The 16,070-nt window shown below is 67.5% G+C and carries 11 protein-coding genes, 1 tRNA gene and 1 pseudogene; 5 read left to right on the forward strand and 8 right to left on the reverse strand.

Features of this window, described 5'->3' with window-relative positions; all coding sequences use genetic code 11:
• Positions 1-195: 195 nt before the first annotated feature.
• Complete coding sequence (locus tag MJ777_RS14990; protein ID WP_239376918.1) at positions 196-1,440, reverse strand: nuclease-related domain-containing protein; 1,245 nt, start codon at positions 1,438-1,440, stop codon at positions 196-198.
• A 590-nt stretch (positions 1,441-2,030) separates the two neighbouring features.
• On the opposite strand from MJ777_RS14990, the gene MJ777_RS14995 reads away from it, so the two are divergent.
• Positions 2,031-4,316 (forward strand): (Fe-S)-binding protein, encoded by a 2,286-nt coding sequence (locus MJ777_RS14995; protein ID WP_239308275.1) that lies wholly within the window; start codon positions 2,031-2,033, stop codon positions 4,314-4,316.
• Between the two features lie 109 nt (positions 4,317-4,425).
• Here the strand turns inward: MJ777_RS14995 and MJ777_RS15000 are convergent, their stop codons facing one another.
• A complete protein-coding gene (locus MJ777_RS15000; RefSeq protein ID WP_239376925.1) occupies positions 4,426-6,291 on the reverse strand; it encodes a phosphatidylglycerol lysyltransferase domain-containing protein in 1,866 nt (621 codons plus the stop codon).
• Positions 6,292-6,818: 527 nt separating this feature from the next.
• Here MJ777_RS15000 and MJ777_RS15005 point away from each other — a divergent pair.
• Entirely contained in the window at positions 6,819-7,673 is an 855-nt protein-coding gene (locus MJ777_RS15005) for an HAD family phosphatase (RefSeq protein ID WP_239376919.1), read from the forward strand.
• Positions 7,670-10,075, forward strand: coding sequence for a glycoside hydrolase family 65 protein (locus MJ777_RS15010; RefSeq protein WP_239376920.1), 2,406 nt, complete (start codon positions 7,670-7,672; stop codon positions 10,073-10,075). The genes MJ777_RS15005 and MJ777_RS15010 overlap by 4 nt, the downstream gene beginning before the upstream one ends.
• Before the next feature lie 21 nt (positions 10,076-10,096).
• Here the strand turns inward: MJ777_RS15010 and dcd are convergent, their stop codons facing one another.
• Positions 10,097-10,708: a dCTP deaminase gene (gene dcd / locus MJ777_RS15015; protein ID WP_239312664.1), complete on the reverse strand. Its 612-nt coding sequence runs from the start codon at positions 10,706-10,708 to the stop codon at positions 10,097-10,099.
• Positions 10,709-10,783: 75 nt separating this feature from the next.
• On the reverse strand, positions 10,784-11,485 hold the full coding sequence (locus MJ777_RS15020) for a TNT domain-containing protein (protein ID WP_239312666.1): 702 nt from the start codon (positions 11,483-11,485) through the stop codon (positions 10,784-10,786).
• Positions 11,486-11,750: 265 nt separating this feature from the next.
• Between MJ777_RS15020 and MJ777_RS15025 the strand changes: the two genes are divergently transcribed.
• Positions 11,751-11,824 (forward strand) — tRNA-Gly (locus MJ777_RS15025).
• A gap of 142 nt (positions 11,825-11,966) precedes the next feature.
• Here the strand turns inward: MJ777_RS15025 and MJ777_RS15030 are convergent.
• From MJ777_RS15030 to MJ777_RS15045, 4 genes and pseudogenes are all read right to left on the reverse strand, one after another.
• A pseudogene (locus tag MJ777_RS15030) lies at positions 11,967-12,266 on the reverse strand (tyrosine-type recombinase/integrase); the annotation flags it as partial.
• 15 nt (positions 12,267-12,281) lie between these two features.
• Positions 12,282-12,950 (reverse strand): tyrosine recombinase XerC, encoded by a 669-nt coding sequence (gene xerC, locus MJ777_RS15035; protein WP_239376921.1) that lies wholly within the window; start codon positions 12,948-12,950, stop codon positions 12,282-12,284.
• Positions 12,951-13,117: 167 nt separating this feature from the next.
• Positions 13,118-13,318 (reverse strand): hypothetical protein, encoded by a 201-nt coding sequence (locus MJ777_RS15040; protein WP_239376922.1) that lies wholly within the window; start codon positions 13,316-13,318, stop codon positions 13,118-13,120.
• On the reverse strand, positions 13,315-13,560 hold the full coding sequence (locus tag MJ777_RS15045) for a hypothetical protein (RefSeq protein WP_239376923.1): 246 nt from the start codon (positions 13,558-13,560) through the stop codon (positions 13,315-13,317). The genes MJ777_RS15040 and MJ777_RS15045 overlap by 4 nt, the downstream gene beginning before the upstream one ends.
• A 347-nt stretch (positions 13,561-13,907) precedes the next feature.
• On the opposite strand from MJ777_RS15045, the gene MJ777_RS15050 reads away from it, so the two are divergent.
• The gene (locus MJ777_RS15050) at positions 13,908-15,413 is read left to right on the forward strand and encodes a hypothetical protein (protein WP_239312674.1); all 1,506 of its coding nucleotides are present in this window, start codon (positions 13,908-13,910) and stop codon (positions 15,411-15,413) included.
• The last annotated feature ends 657 nt before the right edge of the window (positions 15,414-16,070 follow it).

Here is a 16,070-nt window from a genome sequence, read left to right on the forward strand (position 1 = left end):
CATGCCAGAGCCCGGAGACGCGCGGACGGCCGGCGGGCATATGCCCACCGGCCGTCCGCGCGGGGGAATCACAGGGGAATGCGGTAGGTCAAGAGCCTCGGGGGCGCGGGTCCGCGGAGACCAGGACCGCGGAGGGCGCCGGATCAGGCGCTGAACGGATCGCCGGGATCCTGCGCGCCCTGTTGCCGGTCGCTCCTAGTCCTGGTGGCCACCAGCTGGGCTGGTGCCGGTGCCGTCCCCATCGTCATAGTGGGTCTGGCGCGGGACCGACCGTAGCGGGCGAACAGCGGCCAGCACCCGCCCGCGCCGCCGGCCTGTTGACGGGTCGTCGGGGAGACGTCCGGGCGAGGCCTCTGCCATGCTCGTGAGCTCGCTGATGAGGTCGCCGTCGCCGGTGTTCTCGTCGCCGTCGCCCGCGCCGTTGGTGGGTATCGGCAGGATGCCGGACTGGCCGCTCGTTTCGGCGAGCTGCGTGAGATCATTTTCGATCTTCGCTAGTTGGTCGAGCATGTCGGTCGCGTCGCCGCCCCGTTCACGGATGGTGCGCAGCGCGTCCATCAGAATGAGCCACTGGTCGCGGTCGACGGTGATGGCGTCCGTGGGCGGGTTGGCGGAGTAGGGCGGGAACAGGCGCTGGACGACGGCGAGCACCTTGGTGACCTCCGCCGGGTTGAGCCTGTCCGGCCGTCCCCGGATGTAGGACACGAGATCTTTCAAGCTGATGACGGTGACACCCTCGACCGCTCCGTCGCTCCACAGAACGCCTGCCTCGACCATCGCGAGAATCGGCGTCACCGGAATTTTGATCATCGGTGTGGCTGTGCGGGTCCGGGCGCGCACTTCGTCGCCGAGCCATTTGGTGAGGTCGAGCGGCTTTCGGAGCGACTGCCCGTCGACCTTGGCTCCGTCCTTGCCCCCGTCCTTGGCGTAGCGCACCGTGCCGGTGGAGGCATCACTTTTGATCACCATGACTCCGCCCGGCCCGACCAGAAGGTGCCCGACGCTCGCCGCTGAACCGGGGACGCTGCGATCATGCATGATCACATATCCGTACCGGCGGAGCCGGTTGATCGCGCTGGCCGTCTTGCGTTCGGCTTCGGCGCCTTCGCGCAGCGCCTCGATCTCGGGGACCGGATCGAACGACCGGCCGATCACGATCAGTGGCCAGCCCAGCTCGATCAGCAGGAACACGCCCACGGCGATGGACGTCGACAGGCCCAGGCCCAACGCGACCAGGACCGCGAATACCGCGGCGATGGGGAAGGCACGCAACGCGGCGCGGGGCACGGTGTACGCGAGGCGCTCGCGCCGCATCCGCGCGTGCTGTTCCCGCGCACGCTGGTAGGCCATCTGGAGGGAGTAGCCGGGCCGGTCCCGCGGGTCGCCTCCGAACGGGCTTCTGAGCGGGCCCCTGGCCGGGCTCTTCGTCGTACTCGCCATCGTGTCCACCATGGATCGTGAGGTCGCCAACGTCGTCCGGAGCCTTGGAGGCTCTGGCAATAGGACTGTCCGGCTCGCGGCGTCGGGCGGCGCCTCGGTCAACGCCCAGCACCTCCGGCGTCTCCCTCCGCCGCCTCGCGATCCATCCGCCCGGACGCCGCTGTCTGATCGAACGCCCAGCTGCCGGAGCTTCTTGGTAATCACAATTCTTCCAGGCGCCGAGCATCATCGCGGCAGCGCGTACGCGTATTACAGGCCGCATCCATCCTGCAACCGTTGGGCTCGCCGGGACAAGTGAATCACTGTAATCGGCCCAAGTTTCCCGTGGTTGGGGGGACGTTGGTCCGGCCCGGCTTTGTCGCTAGATAGTTATATGATATTGCTATTTTGCCCAGTTGGGGAGGCTGAGCGCCGAGCCAGGGCTGGCCGGAGCGTCCCGCCGGTGCCGGCCGGGTTGCCCAAGGGCTGCGTGTGGCCCGTGTGTGGAGGAGGGTAAGCAGCGGTCTTGTGGGCAACTGCCTGGGTCGGTGAGCAAGTTACCGATTGGTAGCAGTAGGCTCCCACCGTCGGTAGGAGTGACTGGAGGATGTGTGAGACTCGCTGTCGGTGGAGTGATCGCCGTTGTCGCTCTGGCGGTGGCCGGACGACGGTTTTACTGGTTGTTCAGGCTGATCCGCCAGGGCCAACCGGCTCCCGGCCGGTTCGACGGGGCGGCCGAGCGTCTGTGGAGTGAGATCAGTGAGGTCGGCGGCCAGCGAAAACTGCTGAAGTGGACGGTCCCCGGGCTCGCGCATGCCTTCACCTTCTGGGGCTTCACGATCCTCATGCTGACCGTGATCGAGGCGTTCGGCGCGCTCTTCGACGACCACTTCCACATACCGCTGTTCGGCCATTGGGCGGTGGTTGGCTTCGTCGAGGACTTCTTCGCGGTGGCGGTACTCGTCGGGCTCGTGGCCTTTACGATCATTCGGCTGCGCAACGCGCCGGCCCGCCTCGAGCGCCGGTCGCGCTTCTACGGCTCGCACACGGGGCCGGCCTGGGTCATCCTAGGAATGATCACGTCGGTGATAGTCACCCTGCTGATCCTGCGGGGCGCCCAGTTCAACGCCGGCACCCACCCGCAGGGCGACACGAGGTGGGCCTTCGCGTCCTACCTGGTCAGCCGTCCGCTGGACGTCTTCTCGACGTCGGTCAACGAGCACATCGAGACCGTCTTCCTGCTGCTCAACATCGCCATCATCATGGGCTTCCTGGTGCTGGTCGCCTACTCCAAGCACCTGCACATCTTCCTTGCGCCGATCAACGTCATCACCAAGCGTGAGCCCAAGGCGCTCGGCCGGCTCGGCAGCACCCCCGACATCGAGAGCCTGATGGAGGCCGACGAGCCGATCGTCGGCGTCGGCAAGGTCGAGGACTTCTCCTGGAAGGCCATGCTCGACTTCTCCACCTGCACGGAGTGCGGGCGCTGCCAGAGCCAGTGCCCGGCCTGGAACACCGGCAAGCCGTTGTCGCCGAAGATTCTGATCATGGATCTTCGGGACCACCTGTTCGCGAAGGCGCCGTATCTGCTCGCGGCCAAGGCGGCTGGGGACAGCGAGGAGGCCACGGCCTCAGCCGGCGCGGCCACCGGCGGTTCGGCGGAAACGTCGACGAAGCACGTTGCCCACCATGTACCCGAGTCGGGCTTCGGGCGGGTTCCCGAGCCCGGTCAGCCGCAGGTCGACCGACCGCTCGTCGGCACCGAGGAGGAAGGCGGGGTCATCGACCCCGACGTCCTGTGGTCCTGCACCAACTGCGGCGCCTGCGTCGAGCAGTGCCCCGTCGACATCGAGCACGTCGATCACATCATCGACATGCGCCGTTACCAGGTCATGATCGAGTCGGCCTTCCCGAGCGAGGCCGGCGTGATGTTGCGCAACCTGGAGAACAACGGCAACCCGTGGGGCGTCTCGCCGCGGGTCCGCACGGAGTGGACCGAGGGGCTGGCATTCGACGTCCGGGTGCTCGACGATGGTGCGGCCATTCCGGACGATGTCGAGTACCTGTACTGGGTGGGCTGCGCCGGCGCGATCGAGGACCGGGCCAAGAAGGTCTCCCGGGCGTTCGCCGAGCTGCTGCACACCGCCGGGGTGTCGTTCGCCATCCTCGGCACAAGCGAGTCCTGCACCGGCGACCCGGCCCGCCGGCTCGGTAACGAGTACCTGTACCAGGAGATGGCCAAGGCCAACATCGAGGTTCTCAACGCCGCGTCCGCGAAGAAGATCGTGGCCACCTGCCCGCACTGTTTCAACAGCCTCGCGAACGAGTACCCGGCGCTCGGCGGGACATATGAGGTCATCCATCACACACAGCTGCTCGGCAAGCTCGTCGAGGACGGGAGGCTCATCCCCGTCCAGCCGGTGGACTCATCGGTCACCTACCATGATCCGTGTTTCCTCGGCCGGCACAACCAGGTCTACACCCCGCCACGGGAGATCCTCGACAGCATTCCCGGCCTGCGCAGCCAGGAGATGCACCGCTGCAAGGACCGCGGCTTCTGCTGCGGTGCCGGCGGCGCCCGCATGTGGATGGAAGAGAAGATCGGTAAGCGGGTCAACGTCGAACGGGTGGACGAGGCGCTCGCGCTCGATCCGGACATCGTGTCCACGGCCTGCCCGTTCTGCATCGTCATGCTGACCGATGCCGTGACCGAGAAGAAGCAGTCCGGCGGGGCAAGGGAAGGCGTCGAGGTCCTGGACGTCTCCCAGCTGCTCGCCCGCTCGTTGGCCGCGCCGGTCCAGGCCGGGGGCGTTCCCCCAACGGCGACGGTGGGCGGCGCTGTCGCGGCGGACACCGCTGGCGGGACAGACAGCGCGGGAGCATCCGGGCCCGGCTGATGTGACGTCGTCTTGAGGTGAGGCCGCCCGGAACGATGTGGATCCGCTGTCATGCTGACAGCACCCCATGCACATCGTTCCGGGCTTTTCCGCGTTCGGGCCTCGTCGCTCAGCAGGATGGGCGGCGATGGGCCAACCGCGCCAGGCGGCGCGTGGCCGGGAAGGTCGTGAGTCGCGGCCAGACCAGGAAGGCCTCGGCTTCGAGCATGGCCAGAGCGATACGTGGAAGATCGCGGTTGGCTGGAAAGCAGATGTAGCGCGGCGACCATTGCGGTTGGAACTTCGCGTTGAACCGGTAGAGGCTGTCGATCTGGAACCAGCGGGAGAGGAAGACCAGCAGCCCGCGGAAACGGCGGGTCACCGGCCCGGCACCGAGCCGCTGCCCGCGCTCCAACGCGGACCGGAAGAAGGCGAAGTTCAGGGACAGGCGGTCCACGTTCAGCCCGCCCGCGGCCCGGACCGCTGAGACGATCAGGAAGTCGTTCAGCCCGTTGTCCGCGGCACGGTCGCGCACCATCAGGTCCAGTGACAGGCCCCGGTGTCCCCAGGGGACGAAGTGCAGCAGTGCCCGCAGCCGCGGATTATTTCCAGCGCTCTCCGGACCGGCCACGTTCCGCGCGCCACCCGAACCAGCGCCGGCTGAGTCGCCGCTGCCTGAGTCGCCGCTGCCGGCTGGGCCGCCGTCACCCGGGCTGCCGCCGTCACCCGGGCTGCCGCCGTCACCCGGGCTGCCGCCGTTGCCGAGCCCATCGCGGTCGAAGGCCATCACCACGACGCAGCTGTCGTCGCTGGGCTCGCCGATCCGGCCGAGGGCCATGGAGAAACCGCGTTCGGTTTCCGCCCCCCGCCAGGCTTCGGCCTGCTCCCTCAACCGTTTGCCCTCCTCGGGGGGCAGATCGCTCATCCGGACGGCGCGGTAGGTGTAGCCGGCCCGCTCGACCCGGCCGACAGCTTGCCGGACGTTACGCATGTCGCGGCCTTCAAGGGTGAAGGTCCGCACGTCGATGATTGCTTCGTCGCCGAACTCCAGCGCCGTCAGGCCAACTCGTTCCCACGCTTTTCCGCCGGTTTCGGAGCATCCGATGACCGCTGGTATCCAAGCATGTTCGGCGGCGATCCGTAGGAACTCCCGGATCGCGCCCGGCCATGCCTCGTTGTCACCGAGCGGATCGCCGCTGGCGAGCATCACCCCGGACACCACCCGGTAGGCGACGCAGGCCTTGCCCGTCGGCGACCAGACGACGGTCTTGTCGCCGCGCAGGGCGAAGTAACCGAGTGAGTCGGCATCCCCGTGCCGCGTGAGCAGCGCGCGCATCCGTTCAATATCATCGGCGGACAGGCGCGGGCGCGGTTCCGGTGGGCGCAGCGCCAGGTACACGACGGTGATGATGGTGAGCAGGCCCATTGTGAGCAGGATCCGGGTGACGAGGTCGGAGACCCGCTCGGAGCTGAACCGAAGCGGTCCGTGGATGCCGATCAGCCCCTCGACGACATGCGCGAGCTGGGCGGTCAGCGGATGCGGACCGAGCAGGCGGCCAGCGCCCATGCGCAGCAGGACCAGCCCGACCATGATCGAGGCTGCGGCGAGGGTCAGCCCGACCCACAGCGCCCGCCAGCGGGTTGTCGGATCACCCTTGGCCCGGAAGTCGCCGCGGGCCAGTACGAGCCCGATGAGCAGCGCCGCGGACGCGACCGCCTCTTCGAAGTCGAGGCCCTTGACCACATGCAGGACGATGCTCGTGCCGAGCAATGTCACCACACCGAGCCAGGCGCGGCGCTTGCGTCGGCGCAGACCACGGGCGAGCAGGAGCAGAAGGAGGCCGACTACCACCGTGAACGCGGCGGCCTGGCGCGATGCCGCTCCGGGCAGGATCTGGCGGATCACATCCAGCCGGTCGCGCCACTCGGGGGTGACCCCGGACACGATATCGATCAGTCCGGCGATGAACACCAGGGCGGCGGCCGCGGTCGGTATCCACGGGTGGTTCCAGGCCGGCAACAGAGGTCGTGCCGGCCGTGATATCACGTGGTCTCCGTGGGCATCGCCGCCGAGCCGGCTGGTTTCGGTGGTCCCCGCGGGATGGCTGCCGCGGCTGATGGTCGTCACGGACGACGCCTCCTTCCCCTCGTCATGCCCCACGGCTCCCTCGTCATGTCCCACGGCCGCGAGCGGCACAAAAGGTGATTATCGCGTCGCTGTTGGCCAGTTTCTTCATCTCTCACGGCCACCAGCGGCACGAAAGGTCATTATCGCGCTGTCGGCGGCCACGGGCTGGGTGTGTGTCTGCTACCTGCCTGGCCCGTTTGGGTCTGCCCGCGGGACCTTACCCCGCCCGCCGCGCGGTCAGGCAGGAGCGTCCCGGGTATGAGAGAACACCGCATAAAAGCACCCGGCAACAGGGGGATGGATCAATGAGCCGGGCCGGGGTATGTGTATCGAGAGGCGCGGGCAGGCCCTGGGCGAACTTCCAGCGCCTCCAAGCCTTCGAGAGGACTGAACAGATGTTCGGACTACCCGAACGCATCAGGGCGTACCTCTTCGACCTGGACGGTGTGCTGACCCAGACCGCGACTGTCCACGCGGCTGCGTGGAAGGAGATGTTCGACACCTTCCTCCGCCGCCGGTCGGAACGCGACCGTGGCCCATGTGTCCCGTTCAGCGTCGGTGACGACTATCCCTCCTATGTCGACGGCAAGCCCCGGGCGGACGGCATCCGGTCCTTTCTCGCTGCCCGCCACATCGAGCTGCCTGAGGGCGGCCCGGAAGATCCGTCATCCGCTGACACAGTCTATGGCCTGGGCAAACGCAAGAACGAACTCGTAACAGCCATGATTCATGATGATGGGGTCGCCGCTTATCCTGGTTCTGTACGCTACCTGCGGGCGTTGGTGGCAGTGGGTGCCGCGCGCGCGGTCGTATCGTCGAGCACGAACTGCGCGGCGATACTCACCGCCGCCGGTCTCGACTCCCTGGTGGTGGTCCGAATCGACGGTATTGTGGCCGAACGCGAACAGCTGGCCGGTAAACCGGCGCCTGACACTTTCCTGGCGGGCGCCCGCGCGCTCGGTGTGGCGCCGTCACGCGCCGCGGTGTTCGAGGACGCGATCGCCGGGGTCGAGGCGGGGCGTGCCGGAGGTTTCGGGTATGTCGTCGGCATCGATCGGACCGGGCATGCCGACGCGCTGCGCGCGCACGGCGCCGATGTCGTTGTCGCGGACCTTGCCGATCTGTTGGACGCCGGCAGGGGAGCAGGCGTTGGCGGGGACGGCGTTGGCGGGGACGTTGACAGCGAGCATCGCCAGCCGTCGGCCGAGCCCGGCGGACAGAGCAGGCCCGGCGGCGGGAGCGACGTGTGATCGGCGACATGTCGTTCCCGGTCGAGCCGTGGCAGCTGCGTGAGTCCGGTCTCGACCCGAACCAGCTGGCCAGGGCGGAATCGCTGTTCGCCCTGGCCAACGGGCACGTCGGCCTCCGGGCGAACCTGGACGAGGGAGAGCCGCACGCGCTGCCCGGCACCTACCTCAACTCCGTCCACGAGCTGCGGCCGCTGCCTTACGCGGAGGCCGGTTATGGCTACCCGGAGTCCGGCCAGACGATGATCAATGTTACCAACGGGAAGCTGATCCGTCTGCTGGTGGATGACGAGCCCTTCGACATCCGCTACGGGGAGCTGCGAGCGCACGAGCGGATCCTGGATTTCCGCCGCGGTGTGCTGAGCCGCACGGCCGAATGGGTGTCACCGGCGGGCCAGGCGATCCGCATGTCGTCGGTGCGGTTGGTCTCCTTTGTCCAGCGGGCTATGGCGGCGATCTGCTACGAGGTCGAGCCGCTGGATGCCTCGGCCCGGCTGGTTGTGCAGTCCGAGCTGGTCGCCAACGAGCAGCTGCCGGCACAGTCCGCGGACCCGCGGGCCGCCGTGGCGCTGGAGGCGCCGTTGGTGGCGGAGTGGAACGGCAGCCATGGTTCGCACGCCGAGCTGGTGCACCGGACGCGGTACAGCGCTATCCGGGTCGCCGCTGCTATGGATCATGCGATTGACCGGCGGTCGGCCACGGGGGTGACCGCCGAGAGCGACGCCGACTCCTGTCGCGTGACCATCACCGCGCTGCTTGCTCCTGGTCAGAAGCTGCGGTTCGTCAAGTTCATTGCCTATGGATGGTCGGAGCAGCGCTCCCTGCCAGCGCTGCGCGACCAGGCCGCGGCCGCGCTGACCGCCGCCCGCCAGACTGGCTGGGAGGGGCTGCTCGCCGAGCAGCGGGCCTATCTTGACGATTTCTGGGCCCGCGCGGACGTCGAGGTCGACGGTGATGCCGAGGTACAGCAGGCCGTCCGTTTCGCCCTGTTCCATGTCCTGTCCTCGAGCGCGCGGGCCGAGCGCAGGCCGATCCCGGCGAAGGGGCTCACCGGTCCCGGCTACGACGGCCACACGTTCTGGGATTCCGAGAGCTACGTGCTTCCCGTGCTCACCTATACAGCCCCGGACGCGGCGGCGGACGCACTGCGCTGGCGGCACGCCACCCTGCCCATGGCCCGGGAGCGCGCTCGCCTGCTCGGCCTGTCCGGGGCGGCGTTCCCGTGGCGGACGATTCACGGCGAGGAATGTTCTGGGTACTGGCCGGCCGGCACCGCGGCATTTCACATCAATGCGGATATAGCGGACGCGGTGATCCGCCATGTCCGGGTCACTGGAGACAGCGATTTCGAACGGCACATCGGCCTGGAGCTGCTGGTCGAAACGGCCCGGCTCTGGCGGTCACTCGGCCATCATGATCTGGACGGTGCCTTCAACATCGATGGAGTCACCGGGCCGGACGAGTACAGCGCGGTCGCCGACAACAATGTCTACACCAACGTGATGGCGCAACAGAACCTGGTGGAGGCGGCGAACGCGGTTCGGCGGCATCCCGAGCGGGCGCACGAACTCGGCGTGAACGCGGAGGAGGCCGCGTCCTGGCGGGACGCGGCCGGGGACATGTGCATCCCCTACGATGAAAAACTCGGGGTGCATCCGCAGTCGGCGGGATTCACCCGTCACCAGGTGTGGGACTTCGAGCACACACGTCCTGACCAGTACCCGCTTCTCCTGCACTTCCCCTATTTCGATTTGTACCGCAAGCAGGTGGTGAAGCAGGCTGATCTGGTACTGGCGATGCAGCGCCGCGGGGAGGCGTTCACGGAGGAGCAGAAGGCCCGCAACTTCGCTTACTACGAAGCCCTCACCGTTCGCGACTCGTCGTTGTCCTCGTCAGCGCAGGCAGTGCTGGCGGCCGAGGTCGGTCATCTCGGTCTCGCCCACGACTATCTGCGCGAAGCGGCGCTGATCGACCTCCGTGACCTGCGCGGCCGAGCTCTCGACGGCCTGCACATGGCCTCGCTGGCCGGCAGCTGGATAGCGCTGGTTGAGGGGTTCGGCGGGTTGCGCGACTACCCGGGGGCTGTCAACTCGGGCGCTGTCAACCCGGAAGCTCACATGTCGGGCGTACTGTCGTTCGCGCCTCGCCTGGCGGAAGGGATCAGTAGGCTTGCGTTCACCCTGTGCACGCGTGGACGACGGCTGCGGGTTGAGGTCACCGACTCCACCGCGAGCTACGTGCTGCTGCGTGGCGAACCGATCATGATTCTTCACTGCGGCGAAGCTGTCGAAGTGTCGATGGATGGCCCGGTGCGCCGTGACGTGCCCGCCACCCCGGCCAGCCCCCAGCCGTCCCAGCCACCCGGGCGGGAGCCGAAGCTCTTCCGGGCCGACCCGAGCCGTTGACCGGTTGTTCCGTTGACCGTTTTATGATCGCGGCGGTGTCGGGCCATGGTTGTCTGATGGCACTGCCGCACGGGTGAAGTCACGGTATGCGCGGGATGGAGTCGGGCCGCGTTGTCCCTGGTAGCGGGAACCGTAAATGGCCGAGCCATAGGGATGCGTGGCGGGGGAGGAGAGCCGGAAGAGGCAGAGCTGGCCGATCTTCATCCCTGGCCAGAGCTTGATGGGCAAGGTCGCGACGTTTGACAGCTCAAGGGTGACATGGCCGGAGAAGCCGGGATCGATGAAACCAGCGGTGGAATGGGTGAGCAGGCCCAGGCGTCCCAGGCTGGACTTGCCTTCCAGCCGGCCGGCAAGATCGTCAGGCAGGGAAATGATCTCCAGTGTCGAACCGAGTACGAACTCGCCGGGATGCAGGACGAACGGGTCGTCGTCGTCCGGGGCGATGAGGTCGGTGAGATCCTCCTGCTCGACGGCGGGGTCGATGTGGCTGTACCGGTGGTTCTGGAACACCCGGAACCACCGGTCGAGCCGAAGGTCGACACTGCTCGGCTGGACGAGAGCCGGATCGTACGGGTCCAGGCATACCCGTCCCGCGGCGATCTCAGCTTGGATATCCCCGTCAGACAGCAACACGTCCGAGTACGTTACCGGTCGCTCCGGTCGTCGCGGGCGGTCGCTCCGGTCGCCGCGGGAGCTGGCTCGGTTGATCTACAGCTTCTTCGGGTGCGCCTCATCCTCCAGATATTGATGGTCGAGCAGCCATTGGACGTGCAGATCGCCGTCGGCCGGGGCACCGGGGACGAGGGAGCCGTCCAACTGGTACTGCTGGCCGTTACCGGGCTGATCGAACCATGGACGAACCGTTCCGGTGTAGACCGAGAAGGTCTTCAGCACCCGGTAGACGTGGTAGTTGCAGCCAGCCGGATCCGTTGAGGAGTCCAGGTTGCTTGGCGGGATCGACCGGTCGGCGTAGCGGAGCCCCTTCGGCGCGAGGAATCCGCCGCCTGTCCCGCCGAACCGGTCGATTTCCTGCCCGGGAGCCAGTGACGTCACCGTCCGGATGGGAGTGCCATCCGCGTTGATCATGTATCCGTTCTGCGGTGGAAAGATCCAGTCGCCGTTGCCCGAGCGGGCGGCCGGGTTCCACCAGGTGTCCAGGAACTGCTGCCGCGGCTGACCGCCGGTCCTGTCATAGAAGAAGAGCTCTGCGCCTACCGCGCCGAACAGCGGCAGTGCTGCCGGGCCGAGCCGGCGATCGTTGTCCAGGTCGGCCGCTGAGCAGGCGTCCAGCGCGGTGATCGATATCGTCGGCGCGTTGGTGACAGCGCTGTCGCTGGCGGTGGCTGATGTGGTGCCGCCGATGACCAAAACCGCGGTCGCCAGCGAGACGACCGTTTTGCGCAATTGCACGTGTTCCTCCCCGGGGTTGCACTCGGCTGGCGCGTTGACTCCGGAGAGTAGTTCTATGATCTAGCTATCTTGCGTCGGGTCGTCGGTGCGGTGGTTCATTGCGTGTTGTCACCAGCGGTCGCGGGAACGGCGACGCTGCCCGGATGCGACCGGCCCGGATGCGACCGGCCCGGAGCGAAGCGACATGAGCACGGCGATGCGGACGGGCCGTCGGGACCATCCCGCGCCGCGCTCGTGCCGGCCTGTAGGATGCTGTACGTACCACGCGGGCGTAGTTCAGCGGCAGAACACGAGCTTCCCAAGCTTGCAACGCGGGTTCGATTCCCGTCGCCCGCTCCACTCTGGGTGGACTGTGTCAGACAGGGTCTGACCTGCTCGTTTCGCCATGCCAGCCCAGGGGGCCGAGCCCCCTGGAACCTCCACGTTTCTATGGCTGAGGCCCGTTTGTGCCATTCGCGTGCCAGTAGCGGCGGATGTGCCATCAGGGCCGGCGCGGCCGGGGGTCGCCCTTTGCCAGGCGAGCCGACATGCCCCGTGCGACTTCGGATGCCCGTTCGCGGGTGGCACGCTGGTAGATCAGTGCGGCGCGCGGGGTCGAGTGTCCGCCGAGCGCCATCAGCTCGCGCAGGGTGGCGCCGGACTGTGCGGCAAGGGTCAGGCCGGCGTGCCGGCAGTCGTGAAGGTGGGTGTTCTCGGCCACACCGACGATGCGGCACGCTCGACGCCACCAGGAGCGGTTGTGCCGGCTTACCGGGTTGCCGTCCTTGGTCGTGAAGACGAGGCCACGGTCTTCCTTCTACGCGTGGTCGTGCATGTGGAGGACGACGATGCCGAGGATCGTTTCCGGGATGGGGATCGTCCGGGCGCCAGCGTCCGTCTTGGGCGGGCCGAAGTAGGGTTCCTCGCCGCCGCCTGGCTCGATGTACTGCCCTTCCTTCGGGTCGATCCTGATCTCGCGTCGGCGTAGGTCGACGTCCTTCCGCCGCGGTGCGGCCAGCTCTCCGGAGCGCATCGCCGTTGCCGAAGCCAGCCAGACGAGCGCCCGGTACCGTTCAGGCACGGTATCCGAGAGCGACCAGAGCTGATCGACGGTGATCTCGGGCCGTTTGGTTTCGCGTACGGCGCCCGCGCCCTTGATACGGCACGGGTTGCGATGGATGGGTCCGTCGTCCACGGCGGTAGTCAGGATGCCGCGAAGTAGGCGGTACGACGTGTCGACCGAGACGGCGCCTCGTTTCCGCTCGGCCGCTTCCTTCATCAGGCCCGAGTACCATTCGCGGACGAGCCTGGTTGTTATGTCCGCGACGGAGACATCGCGGAACGTCGGGATAATCCGAAGGCGTACTTGGCGGTCATAAAGTTGCCGAACGCCAGGCCGAAGCGTTCCGGTTTCCATCCAGTGCGCCGCGAACTCTCCGAAGGCCTGTTGGCCAAGATTGGGGTCGATCCACGGTATCGGCCGCATCGAACAGCAGCTTGCGGACATGAGCCGCCGCCTGGCCGCCGTCGAGAACCTCGTCACGACTCAGAGCGCCCACAGGTAAGGGGCCAGCACGCCGGCAACAGGCATTGCCGCCCGCCGGAATCCTGACCCCTTGGCCTTTGTCGCGGTCGCAGCCACACAACCGTCGTTCAGCCTGCTACAGACGTACTCTCACCCGGCTCCCATGGCGACACCAGCTCACCGACCGGCCGAAACACGAGCGTCACGTCAACATCACCGAATGCCTCCGCGAACCCCACCCCAGCTGGCAACGCCGCCCAGGCCCGCGCCACGTCCACCGGCCGATCCGCCGGATGGATCGTGACCGCGTACTCCCCACCGCCGGTCATCGGCCGCCGGCCCGACGCATCGACCGTGCCAGCGCCGCACCCAGCAACATCCGCCCCGCCGCCGCCGCCGGTGCCGGGACGGTGTCGACGAAGAAGAACAGCGGCGTCACCTGATAGTCGTGCCAACCGCTTTCCACCGCGAACAACTCCGCCGACGCCGGCGAATCAAACGTGATCGTCGTGTCGCGGACCTGTCGTTCCCCGCCCGGCTCGAAACGCACCACGCCGTAGAGGACAGGCATCCGTCCGCCCGTATTTCCGTCGCCTGTTGTGTTTTCCCCGGTTGCCGTCACCGGCCCCACCGTCCCGTCCCATCGGCTGTGTTAGACGCCGACCCGGCCCCGCGGAGACAAACGCCCAACACGGGGCAGGGCCAGCTGTGGCACAGCCTCACGGCACAACACGAGCCAACGGAAGGGGACGTTCCCATGTGAACGTCCCCTGGCCTCAGCCGGCAATCCGTCAGCGACGGCAACACGCCCGCTCAATAGGTGAACTTTCCCTACCTGTCGGGCGTAATCCATGTACTGTCGGCGCCAGTCCTGCCACGAGACGTGTCCCCCTCTCCCGGCCGGAAGGTTGATCAAACATGTCGGCTTTTTCGCACGGCCCGTACACGGTGTCCGCACGGCTCCTTGCCCGCGAGGACATGCGCGCCGCTCTCGCCGCCCGCGACTTCGGCACCGCCTTCCGCCTGATGAAGAAGTACGACGCCGCCAGTCAGGACCGCATCGCCTCCGCGGTCGAGGGACTCGACCAAAGCCGCGTCAGCAAGATCGTGCACGGTCGGGACCGGGTGGCCTCCCTGGAACTAATCGAACGGATCGCGGACGGACTCCGCGTCCCCGGCCGGCTGCTCGGCCTGGCACCTCGCCCATGGGAACCCACTACACGCCCATCGCACACCCATCCAGAAGTGGTGGCGCCGGTAGTCGACAGCCGGTCGGTAACCGCCCAGCAGCCCGTCACCGACCCGGAAGCAACCGCTCAAGGACTCGTGTACGAACCCTCCCTGCGACGTACCCTGAGCAGGGTCGCAGAGCTCGGGAGGGCCGACGTGCGCCGACGGGACGTGCTCCTTCGTTCATCCTTCGTACTCGGCGCACTCGCCGGACCGAGCCGGGATTGGCTCCTGGCCAGCCTGGATGCCGCCGACTCCGGACGCACCGCCCGCGCGGACATGGACGCGATCCACTCCATCCGCACCATGTTCGGCGTGTTCCAGGAAATGGACGTCATCCAAGGCGGCGGCGACATCGCCCGACGCGCCGTCGCCCAGTACCTCACCGAACACGTCCTCCCCCTCTTGCAGGAATCCCACCCCGAGCCCGTCCGCCAGGCCCTCTTCGAAGTCGCCGCCGAACAGACCTACCTCGCCGGTTGGATGGCGTTCGACTGCGGCCAACACGGCATCGCGCAGCGCTATCTCATTCAGTCCCTGCGGCTGGCGGAGGCATCGGGAAACCGGATGCTCGGCGCCCACGTTCTCGCCGGTCTCTCCGATCAGGCAACCCAGCTCGGGCACCCCGGCGAAGGACTCCGTCTCGCCCGCGCCGGACGGCACGGCCTCCGCGGACTACGCGCCCCCGCCGCCCTCACCGACCTGTACGTGTTGGAAGCACGCGCGCTGTCGGGCCTGGGCCGTTCCACCGACACCGCCGCCACCATCGCGCAGGCCGAGAAGACCTTCGACCTCCTCAACCCGGCGAACGAACCCGAATGGGCCAAGTTCATCGACGAGCCCTACATCACCGGCGAGATCGCGAACAGCCTCCGTGACATCGGTGACCCCGCCGAAGCCCGCCGGTACGCCGGTCAGTCCGTCGAGGCCGCCCGCAAGCAGAACCGCGGCCGGCGCGGCGCGCTCAGCCAAACCGTTGTCGCGGTCAGCTTCACCCAACAAAACGACCTTGAAGGTGCCGTCACCGCCGGCCATCAGGCCATCGACATTGCCGCCGGAGTCCCCATCTCCGCCCGCTATGTCACGGCCATGACCGATCTACGGCAACGACTCGTTCCTTACCAGCACGACGCCAACGCCCGCGCGCTCCTCAGCCGTATCGACCGCACCGCCCTCGCGAGTAGCGCGGCCTGACACACGTCAGATAACCGTGGCTCTTCGATGGGGTCCGCCGTACATGCTCGCAGGAGTGGCAAGTCCGGCGATATACGTGCAGGCTGCCGAATTAGCCGTTTTAGGATCAAGAGCGCGGCGCGGCGCGACGGCTGCGCGTGGCCGTGGGCGGCCATGCTCGCCGGCGCGTCGCTGACCCGCCGCCGCGCACAACCCAGACCAGGAATGGCAAGTACGCCAGGCATACCGGAACCCGTGGGCATTCCGGTCAGACCGACCGCCCCGGATGAGCGAATCCACGCCGTACCGAACGGCATGAATTCGTGATGTTGGTCCTGTTCCACGGTCAGGCCCACTGACTACCGGGACGCGTTTCGGGATAGGCGGGCCGCGGCGACCAACGAAGACCATCAGCGGATACGTCTGCGGCAGACGAAAAACGAGCAGGGGCACGCCAGCGGACAGCCGGGAGACAGCATGGGGCCGCTTCGCTCCCCGGGCAGCCACGACCCGCGCAGCTTGCCAGCCGTGAAACCGCCTCCGGCCACCCCAGGATTCACCGACAAATCCACAAGGCGACAACTCGGCCGTTACGAATCAAGACCCGCCAACGCATCTCGGACCCCGACAGTCAGCGGATGGTCCTCCCCGAGGATCGTCCGGCGCCGGGCCAGCACA

The organism is Protofrankia sp. Cj5 (assembly GCF_917627405.1).
GTDB lineage: Bacteria > Actinomycetota > Actinomycetes > Frankiales > Frankiaceae > Protofrankia.

What these genes read in the sequence shown, in the direction of transcription:
- MJ777_RS14990 (WP_239376918.1), bottom strand. Translation starts at nt 1,440, where the DNA reads ATGGCGAGTACGACGAAGAGCCCGGCCAGGGGCCCGCTCAGAAGCCCG.
- MJ777_RS15005 (WP_239376919.1), top strand. Translation starts at nt 6,819, where the DNA reads ATGTTCGGACTACCCGAACGCATCAGGGCGTACCTCTTCGACCTGGAC.
- xerC (WP_239376921.1), bottom strand. Translation starts at nt 12,950, where the DNA reads ATGCGGCCGATACCGTGGATCGACCCCAATCTTGGCCAACAGGCCTTC.
- MJ777_RS15040 (WP_239376922.1), bottom strand. Translation starts at nt 13,318, where the DNA reads ATGACCGGCGGTGGGGAGTACGCGGTCACGATCCATCCGGCGGATCGG.
- MJ777_RS15045 (WP_239376923.1), bottom strand. Translation starts at nt 13,560, where the DNA reads ATGCCTGTCCTCTACGGCGTGGTGCGTTTCGAGCCGGGCGGGGAACGA.
- MJ777_RS15050 (WP_239312674.1), top strand. Translation starts at nt 13,908, where the DNA reads ATGTCGGCTTTTTCGCACGGCCCGTACACGGTGTCCGCACGGCTCCTT.